This is a genomic window from Segatella hominis (genome assembly GCF_004535825.1).
Classification (GTDB): domain Bacteria; phylum Bacteroidota; class Bacteroidia; order Bacteroidales; family Bacteroidaceae; genus Prevotella; species Prevotella hominis.
The window spans coordinates 47,789-62,356 of the sequence record NZ_SGVY01000005.1 but is presented as its reverse complement, the minus strand read 5'-3'; the positions used below and the strand labels follow the sequence as shown (position 1 = coordinate 62,356).

Genomic DNA, 14,568 nt, shown 5'->3' with positions numbered 1-14,568 from the left:
TTTCTTTACTTTTTTCCAATATTAACCTATAGAGGTCTTCTTACGCCGTATTCTATTTCTTCCTACACCTTATTATATATACGCACGAATCATAGTAAGTGCAGGATAAATAGGCGCAATCAAATTAGTGCTTGCAGCAGCAACCTCCTTCGTGCTTTACACCGCCAATGACAGCCTGATGCTGATCACGCAACAAGTCGTTGACGGTCTTTACTGGATTGAAAGTGCTCAGAGGAACTTCTACAAAGACGGTGTTCCAATCGCTCATCGCACCATTCCACAGACCAGGCAACTCCAATGCCTTCAGGTCCTTACCATTCTTACTCTTGCTTGAAATAAAGCCAGTAGTAGAATCCACATAATCAGGCAGATTGAATGGTTCGCCCTTATAGTTCTTTGTAGCACAAACGAGATCTACCGGATTGAAGTGAGTACCCTGAGTAAACATCTTCATGTATTCCTCATTGTTTGTATCAATCTGAGAACTCTCAAGAATCTGCAAACTTACAGTACCATCATTATTATAAGTAAGGAAAGGACCGCCACCAGGCTCACCGACATTCTTGACTACGCCGCAGACACGCATAGGGCGGTTCAATTTCTTACGCAAATAAATAACCAGTTCGGCATCCTCCAATTCCTTGATATCTGCACGGCGACAACAGAGATCACGCTGAACGAAGCGGATAATCTCCTCCAATTTTTCATGATTATAAAGACCAGAGTCAAGCAAATTCAAGTATTTGAAAGCCCTCTTCTGAAGCGTAACCAGAATACCAGCAATAACCTGTTTATAGGTTACTGTGTCAGCTTTCAAGCGATCTGGCACTACATTATCAATGTTCTTCACAAAGACAACGTCGGCATCAATTTCATTCAGATTCTGGATCAGAGCGCCATGTCCTCCTGGACGGAACAGCAAGCTGCCATCCTCATTGCGAAAAGGCGTGTTGTCAGGATTAGCAGCAATCGTATCGGTGCTTGGTTTCTGCTCTGAGAAAGAGATGTTGTACTTCACACCAAACTTCTCTGCATAGAAATCAGCCTTCTCTGCCACCTTCTGCTTGAAAAGTTCCAAATGGTCATGAGAAACTGTAAAGTGTACGTTAGCCTCACCATTGCTACTTGCATAGAGAGCAGACTCTACCAGGTGTTCCTCCATAGGAGTGCGCACCTCATCTGCAGAATACTCATGGAAAAGCAATAAGCCCTTAGGTAACTGACCGTAGTTGAGTCCCTTTGCTTCCAAAAGGTTAGCCACCACAGCCTTGTAGTTACCTTCACCCATCAGTTTCTTGATGCCCTTGCCTTCATTCTCACGACATTTCTCACAGAGAGCCTCACGGAAAGCAAACTTCTTGATGTTCTCGAAGAAATGCTTCTCAAAGTCTGTAGTAGGTACATCATAAGGAGCGCTCAAGAAAGCAAACATGTTCTTGAACATACGACTGGCTGCACCGGATGCAGGTACAAACTTCACGATTTTGTGCCCCTCAGCCTTGTACTCATTCCAAGCCTGCTCATAATTTTTCACTTCATCATCTGTAGGAGCCATGATACCCTTGCCGATAGCGGCAGCAGCCTCAAGCTTCAAGAAAGGAAAACCATTCTTGATCTGCTCCAACTGATGTTCAATTTGTTGCTCGCTAATGCCACGAGCCTTGATTTGATTTAGATCTTGCTGATTCATAATACCACATTTATGTTATTTTATGCGATTATGCCACAAATATAGTAACTTTTTTTGAAAAAGCGAAATATTTGCGCGATTTTTTGTACCTTTGCAGCAAAATATTAACAAGGAGGGATAAAAATGAACGAAGTTTTTACATTTACACCCGAAGAGAAGGAGCAAACCCTGCTCATCCTCGAAAGATTGAGAAATGCCATCGGAGAGACTTTCACGCAGGAAGATGAAACCAATTTGCGTGAGGATATCCACCATGCTTTCGAAAATCACCAAATACGACGTGACGTGTTTGGACTGAATCCTATTTTGCATGCACTCCAGACTGCAGAAATAGCTGTCAACGAAATTGGTCTGAAACGAGATGGTGTCATTTCCATACTGATGCAGACCAGCGTCATCGACGGATACCAGACCTTAGCAGACATCAAACGCAAATATGGTGACAACGTGGAGCACATCATCGGCGGTCTGCTCCGCATTCACGATCTGTACAAACGAAATCCTATCATAGAAAGCGAGAATTTCAGAAATCTGCTCATCTCGTTTTCTGAAGACATGCGTGTGATCCTCATCATGATAGCAGACCGCGTGAATGTGATGCGACAGATAAGAGACACGAAGCAGGAAGAGGCTAAAAAGGAAGTCAGCGAGGAAGCCAGTTACCTCTATGCCCCACTCGCCCACAAATTGGGTCTCTATAAACTGAAGAGCGAACTGGAAGATCTCAGTCTGAAGTATCTGGAGCATGATGCCTATTATTTAATAAAGGAGAAATTGAATGCCACAAAAGCATCCCGAGATGCTTATATCGCTCGTTTTATCAAACCTATTCAGGAAAAGTTGAATGAAGCTGGACTGAAATATCACATGAAGGGACGAACAAAGAGCATCCATTCCATCTGGCAGAAAATGAAAAAGCAGGGATGCGGATTTGAAGGTGTATATGACCTGTTTGCCATCAGAATTATCCTTGATGTGCCTCGTGAAATGGAATACAAACAATGCTGGCAAGTGTTCGCCATCATCACGGACATGTATCAGCCTAATCCGAAGCGTATGCGCGACTGGTTATCCGTACCTAAGAGTAATGGATATGAAAGTTTGCACACCACCGTACTGGGTCCGGAAAAGAAATGGGTGGAAGTACAAATCAGAACAGAACGCATGGACGATATCGCCGAGCATGGCCTGGCTGCCCACTGGCGCTATAAAGGTATCAGACAGGGAGAAGGCGGCATTGACGAATGGCTTGCCAATATCCGAAGTGCGCTGGAGAACAATGACGATCTGCAATTGATGGACCAGTTCACCACAGATCTGAAGGAAGATGAGGTGTATGTATTTACCCCGAAGGGTGATCTGCTCAACTTCCCGAAAGGTGCCACTGTGCTTGATTTCGCCTACTATATCCACTCGCGTATTGGCAACAACTGCGTGGGAGGTAAAATCAACGGAAGGGCCGTAAGCTTCAGACAAGAGCTCCATTCCGGCGACCAGATTGAGATTCTCACCCAGAGCAATCAAAAGCCAAGACAAGAATGGTTGAATATCGTACAGACCTCGAAGGCAAAAGCAAAAATCAGACTCGCCCTCAAGGAAACCCAGAAGAAGGATGGTCTCCTTGCCAAAGAACTTATCGAGCGACGATTTAAAAACCGCAAAATCGATATTGATGAGAGCACGATGGCGCGTATCATCAAGAAGATGGGCTACAAAGAGAACTCGGATTTCTATAAAGATATAGCAGAAGAAAAACTGGATGTCAATAGTGTTATCGACAGATACGTGGCAGAACGTGACCACGAGCTCAACTTGTCCAACGCTACCAGACCTGCTGAAAGCGCAGCCAACTTCGAATACGAAAATCCAACAGAGGAACTGGTGAAACAAAGCGACGACGTGCTTACTATAGACGAAAATCTCAAAGGTATAGATTTCGAACTTGCTCATTGTTGTCACCCTATCTATGGTGATCCGATTTTTGGTTTCGTAACCATCAACAAAGGTATCAAGATTCACCGTACCGACTGTCCAAATGCCCGCGAATTGCGCAGACGTTTCGGTTACCGCATCGTAAGAGCCCGCTGGAGCGGAAAAGGTACTTCCAAATATGCCATTACTCTGCGAATTATCGGAAATGATGACATAGGTATTGTCAGCAACATTACCAATATCATTTCTAAAGAAGATAAACTCGTGATGCGTGGAATCAACATCTCATCCAAGGATGGACTCTTCTCTGGTAATGTAACCGTCATGATAGATGATGCTACAAAGACCGAAACACTCATCAAGAAACTGAGTGCAGTAAAGGGAGTAAAACAGGTAATAAGAATCTAAACGTAAGACAAAGATTAGCTGAAGTTATCATATAATTTTTCGGCATAAATCCAACAAGATAAAGGCTAAATGCTTGATGCTTATAGTATCGGTATTTAGCCTTAATTTTATTTAAGTACAAGCGCACAAATGTTAAAGTAGGTTATAAATAAACGGATTTTCATAAAAATCCATTGCTATTTCGGATATAATAACTATTTTTGTATGTGTGTTTTTCATAGTATTAGATTTAAGGTTAACAAGGAATGGGTCACAGCGGTGACCCTTTTTTTATGTTTTCTTGAATTTTCTATAGAGTTTCCAAGCCAACAAAGCCCCATCGAATGCACTAACACCGATGGAAAACAGACTCTGCATCCTTTTGCCTGGGCTTGCGTTCTTGGATAAAGCATCAGGCTTTGAAAATAATGATTTCCACAAAGCCTTGATTCTTGCATCATCAGCCTCGATATCCTTTTGCAACAATTCTTTTCGCAAACGGATTTCTGTCAATGAACTATATTGCGTCGGATTAGAATTATCTTGATTCATCATCTTATCATTATTTTTGCATAAGAATACCTGCAAGGAATTTCACCAAAGGACGTTCTATCCATTGATGGCGGAATATAATGAATACCACTAATATAAATAGGTATATTGCCGCAACGATGCAGAATCCCCAAACATTTCCAATAAGTTCACCCAAGCCATAAGCCAAGGCAAAAGACAAATAAATAAGGGCAATCATGAGCAAGCCGACTAACACTACGGTAACAGTTAAGGCAGTCAGCAAGCGTACTACTTTATCCACTATATCGAGCTTCACGTATTCCGTCTGAAGCCCGATATAGTGTTTGAGCACTTCAACAAGTTGCCCAATAGTTTCTACATTTTTATCGTTAGAAAACATCATGATAAATTATCGTCCTCAAAAAGACATGACAAATTATACCTCAGGAGCAGCGTCCTTGATGTCATCTACCAAATCATCAACATCCTTTTTGCTGAGTTTGATGTTATGCTTGCTGCAGAAATTGTCAACTGCATCAGCAATCTTGCTACGTGTATCCTCACCCTTCTCAGGAGCAAAAATCAAACCTAAAGCTGAACCAGCGATTGCACCGCCGAGGAAAGCTCCAATGTAACCTAATGCTTTCATAATTACTAAGTTTTTATTGTTAAACATGTTATCAAGAGATCAACGGGCTAACCTTAAAAGATGGTCCGATGACTTCTTTATGTTGCAAATGTACTAAATAAAATTCAATAAACAATGATTTTTTCCTTAATTTTTATTTAAAGGTGTTGTATTACCCACGTTTTAACAAACTTTATGCGAGGTTTCTTGTTGTATTTGCAATATTATTTGTATTTTCGCAGAACGAAAGCGACACGAATTGTCAACTGTTGGTGATTATATCACTACTCAACAACTAAGAAATCAAATAAGTTAAACAATAAAAACATTAAGTTATGAAGAAATTATCAGTTTTGAGCTTAGGCTTGTGCATTGTTTTGGCACTTGCAAGTTGTAAGTCTAAAGAAAGCATGTATAAGAAAGCATACGAGAAAGCACAGGCTCAGGAAGTACAGCAGCCTGCAACAACAGAACCAGTTGTTACTCCATTGGAGACAACTACTCCTAGCGAATCAACAAATACAGAAGTAGATAATGCATCAGTACGTCAGGAGAATGTATCACTCGTTGCAGGTTCTGGTCTCCAGAATTTCAGCGTAGTAGTAGGTTCTTTCTCTTTGAAGGCTAACGCAGAGGGTCTCTACAACACATTGAAGAGTTCTGGCTATGACGCACAAATCGTATTCAACAGTGAGCGCAATATGTATCGTGTGGTTGCTTCCACATTCGTAGATAAGGCTGGTGCCGTAAAGAGCCGTAACGAGCTCCGTGCCAGCAAGTACCCAGACGCTTGGTTGCTCTTTAAGAAATAATGCGCATCTTATCCATAGATTACGGTAAGAAACGTACCGGACTGGCAGTGACCGACCCATTGCAGATTATTGCAGGTGGGTTGGCCACTGTTGCTACATCTGAACTATTTGCCTTCATCGAAGGCTATATACAAAAAGAACAGGTGGAGCGTATTGTCATCGGCAAGCCGATGCAGCCCAACGGGCAACCCAGTGAAAATCTGGCGCGTGTGGAGAATTTCTTCAACAGATGGCGAAAGGCTCACCCGGAGATTCCCATTGAGTACTATGATGAAAGATTCACTTCTGTACTCGCCCATCGAGCAATGATAGACGGCGGAGTTAAGAAGAAAGTAAGAAAAGAAAACAAAGGACTGGTGGACGAGATTAGCGCCACCATTATTTTACAAGATTTTTTGCAATCCAGAAAATGATTTTACCTATTTATATATATGGTCAGCCTGTATTAAGAAAAGTGGCTGAAGATATTACTCCGGATTATCCGGAACTGAAACAGCTGATTTCCAACATGTATGAAACTCTTGACGCAAGCAACGGAGTAGGTCTTGCTGCCCCTCAGATTGGTCTCGACATCCGTGTTGTAGTTATCGATTTGGATGTACTTAGCGAGGATTTCCCTGAGTACAAAGGTTTCAGAAAAGCATTTATCAATGCTCACATCATCGAGCGCGACGAGGAAAGCAAGACAGAGTCTTTGGAAGAAGGCTGCCTGTCTATCCCTGGCATCTCAGAAAAAGTAACCCGCCCTACCCGTATCCATGTGAAATATCTTGATGAAGAGTATCAGGAGCACGACGAATGGGTGGAAGGTTATCTGGCAAGAGTTATGCAGCATGAATTTGACCACCTGGAGGGCACCATGTTTGTAGATCGCATTTCACCTCTACGAAAAAACATGATTGCCGGTAAACTTAAAAACATCATCAAGGGCAAATTCCGCTGTGCTTATCGCACTAAAATTCGTCGCTAATCAGCGAAAAAGCATTTTCAATAGGTTTTAGTTCTATTTATACATTCAGTATGAACAAAAAGAGATTCTTGGCTATAGCTTTCCTTGCATTGTCTATAGCACCGGTTGCTGCGCAATATCGAGTAGATCGCCTCATTACTGCAGGCAGAAGTGCTCTGTATTACGAAGACTATGTTTTGTCTATTAAATACTTTAATTTAGCAATTGGCGCCAAGCCATATCTCTATGAACCATGGTATTATCGCAGCGTGGCTAAATTCAGCCTCGATGACTATACGGGTGCTGAGAGCGATGCTACAGAAGCATTGCATCTCAACCCATATATCAATGATATCTATGACCTACGTGCTATTTGCCGTATCAGACAGAGCAAATATGATGAGGCTATCCAGGATTACAATTCTGCCATCAAGATTGAACCGAGAAATCGCAACTATTGGTTCAACCGTGCGCTCTGTCTGATGCAGGACAAGAAATACGATCCTGCACTGATACAACTTGATTCTATCATCAAGCAGTGGCATGACTTTTCCAATGCTTATTCTCTCAAGGCAGAAGTGTATCTCCAGAAAAAAGATACCATAAGTGCAGAAAAATGGCTGGATAAAAGTCTGGAACTCAATCCATACGATGGAGATACATGGACCACACGTGCCTACATGGCTCTCGCAAGAAAAGAATGGAGCATTGCCGATGAGGCTCTCACCAAGTCTTTGCATTTCAAGCCTAACAATGTAAACAACTATATCAATAGGGCCTTGGCTCGTATCAACCTCAACAATCTAAGGGGAGCTATGAGCGATTATGATAATGCACTGGACCTGGATCCGAATAATTTCCTCGCACACTACAACCGTGGTCTGATGCGTGTACAACTGGGAGACGACAACAGAGCTATCTCCGACTTTGACTTCGTCATCAAGATGGAGCCACAAAATTTCATGGCGATTTTCAACCGTGCGCTCCTGCATGAGAAAACAGGAAATCTCCGTGCAGCCATCCGTGACTTTACAACGGTAATCAATCAATTTCCTAATTTCTGGACAGGGCTCTCCTATCGTGCCAACTGTTACAGACGACTTGGCATGACAAATAAGGCGGAGCTTGACGAATTCCGCATACTTAAAGCACAAATGAACAAACATCTGGGAATACAACCGAGATGGAGCTCCAAGACCAAGAAAGAAATACGTAAACGCTCAGAAATTGATCCGAATAAGTTTGCAAGCCTTGTAGTAGAAGACGAACCAAAATACGAGCACGAATACAAGAGTGAGTATCGCGGACGCATTCAAAACAGATTGGTGGAGACTGCTTATCTCCCTATGTACAGAATCAGTTATTTCCCAAGTACACAAAATATTACGGGTGTACAGGCATTCGACAGGGACGTAGAGCAACTCAATATTCTGAACAAACAAAACAAGGACACAAAGCTCTACATCGTTTGCAACAAGGAACAACTGGACGAGAACGGCTCTATGAAAATAATCTCGCTGATTGATAAACTATCGGCAGAATTAAGCGTAGCAAAAGATGACGAAAGAAAGAAGGAGCTTCTGATTCACAGGGCTGTTGCCAATGCCGTATTGCGTGACTTTGAGGCAGCCATCAGTGATTTCACAGAATACATCAAGTTGGACGACACCAACGCATTAGCATATTGGCAAAGAGCCGTTTGTCAGACAGAAATGGACGAATTCAATGTTTCAGAAGGACAGCCTATCATCAACATCCATTCTGCAGAAGCAGATTTCAGTGATGCGATCCGTCTGAGCAATAACAATAATGCATACATTTATTATAATAGAGGAAATCTGCATGCTAACCGCAAGGAATTATCTAAGGCCATTGATGATTATACAATGGCTATCAAAATAGACAACAAACTTGCAGAAGCATATTATAATAGAGGTATAGCACGTTCAAAAACAGGCAATAAGGCTACTGCCATCCAAGATTTGTCTAAAGCTGGAGAATTAGGTCTTTATGATGCTTACTCTGTCATCAAAAAGCTAAACAAACAGAAAGAAGTAAAGAAATAGATTCTTGTTTGCAGGTCATGCAGCAACAGATAATTCTAACAAAGGGGGTGTATCAAGCAAAATTAACAGCTTAATACACCCCCTTCTGCATACATATTATAATAACTTATAGATTTCACTCGGAGTTTTACGTTTCAGCACTTCCAAACCGAAATCCTTTCCTGCCACGATGCCATAACTTCTCAAAACTTGTTCAACAGTCTTTCGTGCCAATTCCGGATGATTGTTTTCTTCACTAAGATGACAGAGCCAAACATGTCGGAGATTAGAAGTTGCATATTCAGCAAGTGCCTTTCCACAAGCATCATTACTCAGATGTCCGTTAGGACCCAGAATACGATCTTTCAAATATTGAGGATAATTACCCTGCAACAACATTTCAACACTATGGTTTGCTTCTATTACCAGATAATTAGCACGACCTATGAATTCGTGCATTTCTTCTGTAATATGTCCGACATCAGTAAGCAGACAGAAGCATACACCACCCTGTTCCACAAAATAGCCCACATTATCGGTACTATCATGAGGAACTCCAAATGGTGTAACCTTAAACTCTCCCAGAGTAAAAGGAATCCCTTTTTCTATGACATGGACATTTTGCGGAACGATCTTCTTGCGAACACAATAATTCCTCTCTATCCCCATGTGAACTTTACGGGTTGTATATACCGGTAGATGAAAATCATTACTCAAACTTCCCACAGACTTAACATGGTCTGCATGATCATGAGTGATAAGGATATGATGAATATCCTCAAACTGCATGCCATAATTATGAAAATGCTTTTTTAAGCTTCTCAATCCGACACCTACATCTATCAATATAGAATCCGTCTCAGTGTAAAGATAGTAGCAATTACCACTACTTCCACTGCCGAAGGAAATAAATCTCAGCATTTTAAATTATATTTTCATGCAAAATTAGCAAAAAAAACTCATATTACAAAGTTTTTTAGTACCTTTGTAGCAATTTTTAGCAAATTAATAAGATTTAAACATCAGTTTTATGGCAAGAAATGTAATTACATACATAAAAAAACACTTATATCCCATACTTCCCACCATGGTATGCGGAAGTTTATTCTTTTTTTTGTCACTCATGAGTTGCCAGCCACATAAAGGAAGCGAAGAACAACTGAAAGCAGACATTGATTCCTTCGCTACCTACTATTATAATTGGCATTTTGAAAAAGCAGCCAGGTTTTGCACGCCCGAATCAAAGGTTTGGTTACGCTATGCTGCAAGCAACGTACACCAAGCTGACATAGAGCTACTGAAAGCAAAAAACGAAGATGCTCAAATTGAAATTGGAGACATAGACTTCAATGAAGATGAAGTAACAGCTACCGTCAATCTGGAAATAACCAATTTCCTCCAAATGGATACAATCGGTAAAGAAGCCCGCCTCATCAAACAGTCGAAGTTCACATTACCTATGACTATTCATAATGGCAAATGGAAAGTAGAACTCAAGCAGTTACCTACCTTACAAAAATAGGTTTGCCCTTCCCTTTTTAGAAAGGCAAACCTACTGCAAAGTGAAAATCGAAATCACGGCTCAACTTTGGATGGATGATAGACCAATGTTCCTTTTCTGATTCATAAGCAGGATTGATAGCTTTCATACCTACATCAAATCGCAAGATGAAATAATCAAAGTTCAATCTCAGACCCATACCGTACGAAGCGGCTATCTGCTTATAGAATTCAGTAAACTTGAATTGGCCACCTGGCTGTTCTGCATAATTGCGGAGCGTCCAGATATTACCTGCATCTATGAAGAGCGCACCCTGCAATTTCCAGAATAAAGAAGAGCGATACTCAGCATTTAAGTCGAGTTTGACATCACCCGTCTGATTGATAAAATCGATACGGCCATCAGTACCCTTAAACTTACCCGGACCTAATTCTCTTACGCTCCAACCTCTTACGGAATTGGCACCACCTGAGAAATATCGCTTCTCAAAAGGCAGCACCGTGCTATTACCATAAGGATAAGCAACTCCCAGACCAGCATGAAGAGCCAAGGCATTACGCTTATCAAACTGGAACAGATGAGTATAATCAAAATCAAACTTCACATACTGCGCATAAGCGATATTAAACAAAGTATGTTGTCCCTGAGAATTGGTTTTAAATCCAAATCCTTTAGAGACACCATTCAGCAGATTACCAGCCGACTCAAAATTAGCCCTGACTGCATCTACTCCATCCGTATAACTGACAGTAAAACCAGTCTTCATGATAAAGATATCCTCGTAGTTATAACGCAGGATAGCATTCCTGTTTTCCGCATTATCCAGATAATCACGCTTGAACGTAGAAGAGATCCAAGGCATATACACATAATTGAGATCCAACAAATCAAAGCGGTAATTCAGATGATGCTTCGGTTCACTCCAGCGATAACGCCATGCAGAAGAGAATACTCTACGATGAAATTCTGGTCGATTCTGAAAATCCCAACTTACAGCCCATTCTGAACTTGCTGTCTGTCTGCGCCTAAAACTCTTGGAAAGAAATGGAGCAAGGAAACGAGGGAAAACCAATTTTGTTTCTACAGAAAACTCCGTATAGTTCTGATCCTGATAACCTTCCAAACCGGTAATAGCCTCATAAGCACCACGGAATTCTATACTCAATTGCTCACTTCCATGAAAGAGATTACGATTGGTATAGGTAATGGATGCTGCAGCACCCAAGTCACCAGCAGTATTAGTACCTTCCGGCTGGAAAGAGATAGTAGAAGGCTTATTGGTACTTATCTGAATATGACAATCCAGCAAATTGGTATCTGGCACTTCCGCAAATTTAATATTCGTATATTTTACAGCTTGGAGACGGGCGAAATTATTGTATGTCCGCTGCAAGGCAGAAGCATCATAAGGTCGCCCTTCTTTGATAGCTGTCGCATTGAGAAGAACCTGTTTGCGAAGATGGATTCGATCACTATCATTACTTTGGAAAAGCACATCACGTATCAGATAACGAGTATGATCAACTTCTGGAGAATTGTTATTTGGCTTGTACTTTCTCAACTGAAGCGTCAGAGCTATATCCTTGCGCCCCATGATTGTATCAGCCGCAAAGTGAATAAAATCCTTATTGAAACGGAAGTATCCATTATCTGATAATAAACTGGCAATACGTTTTCGCTCATTATCCAAAGTTTCGACAGTAAAACGCATTCCTGGCTTGATCTGCTGATTAGCAGGCTGGTCGAGATGCAACAACTGCAGGATACCTTCATCCTGGATGTCATAATTTACCTTTCCTATCAGAAAAGGCTGACCAGGATGAAGGAGATAGGTAGCCTTCAGTTTTTTCCCTTTTGTCTCAGTATAAAGAGAAACACCCGCATTCATATATCCTTCATTCTGCATGGCCGTCATCAGATCCTGACAGGACAGACGAGCCTGCAAGGTATCATAAATGACAGGCTTGCGACTGAAAGGATTTCTGAAAAGCGAAAACAACTTGGGCTTCTCTTTCTGACGTACATACTGAGATAGAGGGGAAGCATTATAATCAGACTGATCTGACACAACCGCCACCTTATCTAATATATACTCACCCTCTTGTACATACTTGCCAGTAGAGCAAGCTGTAGTCAACAAAAGGATTGAAAACGGAATATAACTATATCTCTTCATTGCTGCAAAGTTACGACAAAAAATCGAGCCAACGAAAAAAAAATATAAAAATTCAAACAAATTAAGGCTTTAACAGGAGGAATATTTTGCCATGTCCTATTTTTAATGTAACTTTGCCAAAAATAAGTCCTATAGTAAAGGGATTACAAGATTCATAACAAGAATAGAAAATAACATATATGATTAGCAAGAATAAAATTAAATATATTCACTCACTCGAGCTAAAAAAGAACCGAAATAAAGAAGGTGTGTTTGTAGCCGAAGGACATAAGGTGGTGGAAGACCTCCTGGAACTCCAGCCTGCAGAAATCCTTGTTGCTACAGAAGAATGGCTGAAAGGAAAACACTTTGGAGCCTCAACAGAAGTGATTGAAGTAACTGATGAAGAACTCAAAAAAGTGAGTTTCTTACAGCACCCCCAACAGGTTCTTGCTGTTTTCAAACAGGTCGGCAGGGAACACCCTACATCTACTACAGGCTTTTCCGAAGTAGATACATCGATTCTCAATCTTGCACTGGATGGAGTCCAAGACCCGGGAAATCTGGGAACAATCATACGAATCGCAGACTGGTTTGGCATCGAACATATATACTGCAGTCTGGACACAGCAGATGTCTATAATCCCAAAGTAGTGCAAGCTACCATGGGTAGTATAGCCCGCGTAAAAGTGGAATATGGAAACCTGCAGGCTTTGATGGAGTCACTTTCTCAGGAGACACCGATTTATGGTACTCTGTTGGATGGCGAGAACATCTACCAGCAAAAGTTAGAGAACCGCGGTTTTATCATCATGGGAAATGAGGGCAAAGGTATCTCTCCTGCATTGACAAAGCTCGTCAACCATCGCTTGTTAATTCCCAACTTCCCGGAAGGAAGAGCCACTGCAGACAGTCTCAATGTGGCGATAGCCACCGCTATTACTTGTGCAGAATTCAGAAGGCAAGACATATCCTTCTCATAAAGAAAGAAAACGTTTTTAAAAGGAAGGAAACATTCATAAACGAAGATGATCATGTATACTAAAGTTTTATTCAAGAACCGCAGCATAACATCCTGTATGAAAGCTGCTTACGATTACACCGGAAGCCATTTTACTTCACTCATCAAGAAGACATGGTGGGCTACACTCATCTATGCTATTCTGATGGCAATTACCGTATATTTCAGAATGCCCAATAAGGGATTGCATGATTGGGGAGTAGAAAATCCCATCACGTCATACCTTCTGCAAACCATCATTTATGCAATGACATGGTTTTCATTCTGTCTCAGTAGTGCTGCTATCTGGACATGGCTTACCAAGACATCATTCTGGAAGAATTTACTGAAATTCACCATCGTATATATTATATTCGAAATAATAGGTGGTTTTGCCATCGGTTTCGGATATGAAGGCACGTCTGCTATTTACCAAGCCATGGCAACCAAGGCTATGGCAGCAAATTCAACTTTAACTCTGACTTATGCAGTAACGGGCATTGTCGCAATAATCTTATTGGTTATCGTTGCGATCTTGGCTTTACCATTTGCCCATATCATCCCCCATGTTATGCTCAAACAAAAAGAAGAAAAGCTGAAACCTTGGAGCACTTACAAAGAGGGAGTCAAACATCTGGGCAGCATTTTCCTGATGGGTTTCTTGGGAACGATCATTATCTGCATCATTTCCTGTATCGTACTGATACCAACCTTCATCATGAGTTGGGCACAGATGTCATCTCAAATGGGAGCTTTAGGTGGCGACCCGCTTGGAGTCCCTGCTTATTTCACTCCATTACTTTTGATTGTCTTGAGTATCACGATATTTGTCCTGACATACGTTGCAAGTTGGTTAGGCATTTCCTATGCCTATCTCTATGGTTCAAATACCAGTCTGGAGAAAAAGAAAAAAGAATTGCAAAATACAAATGAAGGCTCTTTCACTAATCAATGAA

At 41.3% G+C, this 14,568-nt stretch carries 14 protein-coding genes; 8 read left to right on the top strand and 6 right to left on the bottom strand.

Features of this window, described 5'->3' with window-relative positions; translation table 11 throughout:
* Positions 1-124 precede the first annotated feature (124 nt).
* Positions 125-1,690, bottom strand: coding sequence for a DUF4301 family protein (locus EXN75_RS02945; protein WP_134842717.1), 1,566 nt, complete (start codon positions 1,688-1,690; stop codon positions 125-127).
* 123 nt (positions 1,691-1,813) lie between these two features.
* On the opposite strand from EXN75_RS02945, the gene EXN75_RS02940 reads away from it, so the two are divergent.
* Positions 1,814-4,030 carry a RelA/SpoT family protein gene (locus EXN75_RS02940; protein WP_134842716.1) on the top strand — a complete coding sequence of 739 codons (2,217 nt, stop codon included), beginning with the start codon at positions 1,814-1,816 and terminating at the stop codon, positions 4,028-4,030.
* Positions 4,031-4,300: 270 nt separating this feature from the next.
* Here the strand turns inward: EXN75_RS02940 and EXN75_RS02935 are convergent, their stop codons facing one another.
* The 3 genes from EXN75_RS02935 to EXN75_RS02925 are packed head-to-tail and all read right to left on the bottom strand — an operon-like array spanning position 4,301 to position 5,171.
* Positions 4,301-4,564, bottom strand: a complete 264-nt coding sequence (locus EXN75_RS02935; protein WP_246031273.1) for a hypothetical protein — start codon at positions 4,562-4,564, stop codon at positions 4,301-4,303.
* Between the two features lie 7 nt (positions 4,565-4,571).
* A complete protein-coding gene (locus tag EXN75_RS02930) occupies positions 4,572-4,922 on the bottom strand; it encodes a phage holin family protein (RefSeq protein WP_134842761.1) in 351 nt (116 codons plus the stop codon).
* Positions 4,923-4,958: 36 nt separating this feature from the next.
* Positions 4,959-5,171 carry a YtxH domain-containing protein gene (locus EXN75_RS02925; RefSeq protein ID WP_022111558.1) on the bottom strand — a complete coding sequence of 71 codons (213 nt, stop codon included), beginning with the start codon at positions 5,169-5,171 and terminating at the stop codon, positions 4,959-4,961.
* A 314-nt stretch (positions 5,172-5,485) separates the two neighbouring features.
* Between EXN75_RS02925 and EXN75_RS02920 the strand changes: the two genes are divergently transcribed.
* From EXN75_RS02920 to EXN75_RS02905, 4 genes are read left to right on the top strand one after another with little or no spacing between them, the layout of a single operon-like run.
* Positions 5,486-5,962: an SPOR domain-containing protein gene (locus tag EXN75_RS02920; RefSeq protein WP_118118220.1), complete on the top strand. Its 477-nt coding sequence runs from the start codon at positions 5,486-5,488 to the stop codon at positions 5,960-5,962.
* Positions 5,959-6,375, top strand: coding sequence for a Holliday junction resolvase RuvX (gene ruvX, locus EXN75_RS02915; RefSeq protein ID WP_187349068.1), 417 nt, complete (start codon positions 5,959-5,961; stop codon positions 6,373-6,375). The genes EXN75_RS02920 and ruvX overlap by 4 nt, the downstream gene beginning before the upstream one ends.
* Positions 6,372-6,932, top strand: coding sequence for a peptide deformylase (gene def / locus EXN75_RS02910; RefSeq protein ID WP_022111561.1), 561 nt, complete (start codon positions 6,372-6,374; stop codon positions 6,930-6,932). Before ruvX ends, def begins: the two co-directional genes overlap by 4 nt.
* Positions 6,933-6,982: 50 nt before the next feature.
* The gene (locus EXN75_RS02905; RefSeq protein ID WP_134842715.1) at positions 6,983-8,977 is read left to right on the top strand and encodes a tetratricopeptide repeat protein; all 1,995 of its coding nucleotides are present in this window, start codon (positions 6,983-6,985) and stop codon (positions 8,975-8,977) included.
* Between the two features lie 96 nt (positions 8,978-9,073).
* Here EXN75_RS02905 and EXN75_RS02900 read toward each other — a convergent pair whose 3' ends face one another.
* A complete protein-coding gene (locus EXN75_RS02900) occupies positions 9,074-9,877 on the bottom strand; it encodes an MBL fold metallo-hydrolase (RefSeq protein ID WP_118118216.1) in 804 nt (267 codons plus the stop codon).
* A gap of 109 nt (positions 9,878-9,986) precedes the next feature.
* Between EXN75_RS02900 and EXN75_RS02895 the strand changes: the two genes are divergently transcribed.
* Positions 9,987-10,478: a hypothetical protein gene (locus tag EXN75_RS02895; protein ID WP_246031272.1), complete on the top strand. Its 492-nt coding sequence runs from the start codon at positions 9,987-9,989 to the stop codon at positions 10,476-10,478.
* A 16-nt stretch (positions 10,479-10,494) separates the two neighbouring features.
* Here EXN75_RS02895 and tamL read toward each other — a convergent pair whose 3' ends face one another.
* Positions 10,495-12,633 (bottom strand): translocation and assembly module lipoprotein TamL, encoded by a 2,139-nt coding sequence (gene tamL / locus EXN75_RS02890; RefSeq protein WP_134842714.1) that lies wholly within the window; start codon positions 12,631-12,633, stop codon positions 10,495-10,497.
* Positions 12,634-12,812: 179 nt separating this feature from the next.
* Between tamL and EXN75_RS02885 the strand changes: the two genes are divergently transcribed.
* Positions 12,813-13,595, top strand: a complete 783-nt coding sequence (locus EXN75_RS02885) for an RNA methyltransferase (protein ID WP_118118211.1) — start codon at positions 12,813-12,815, stop codon at positions 13,593-13,595.
* Positions 13,596-13,646: 51 nt separating this feature from the next.
* Complete coding sequence (locus tag EXN75_RS02880; protein WP_134842713.1) at positions 13,647-14,567, top strand: hypothetical protein; 921 nt, start codon at positions 13,647-13,649, stop codon at positions 14,565-14,567.
* Position 14,568: the final 1 nt, after the last annotated feature.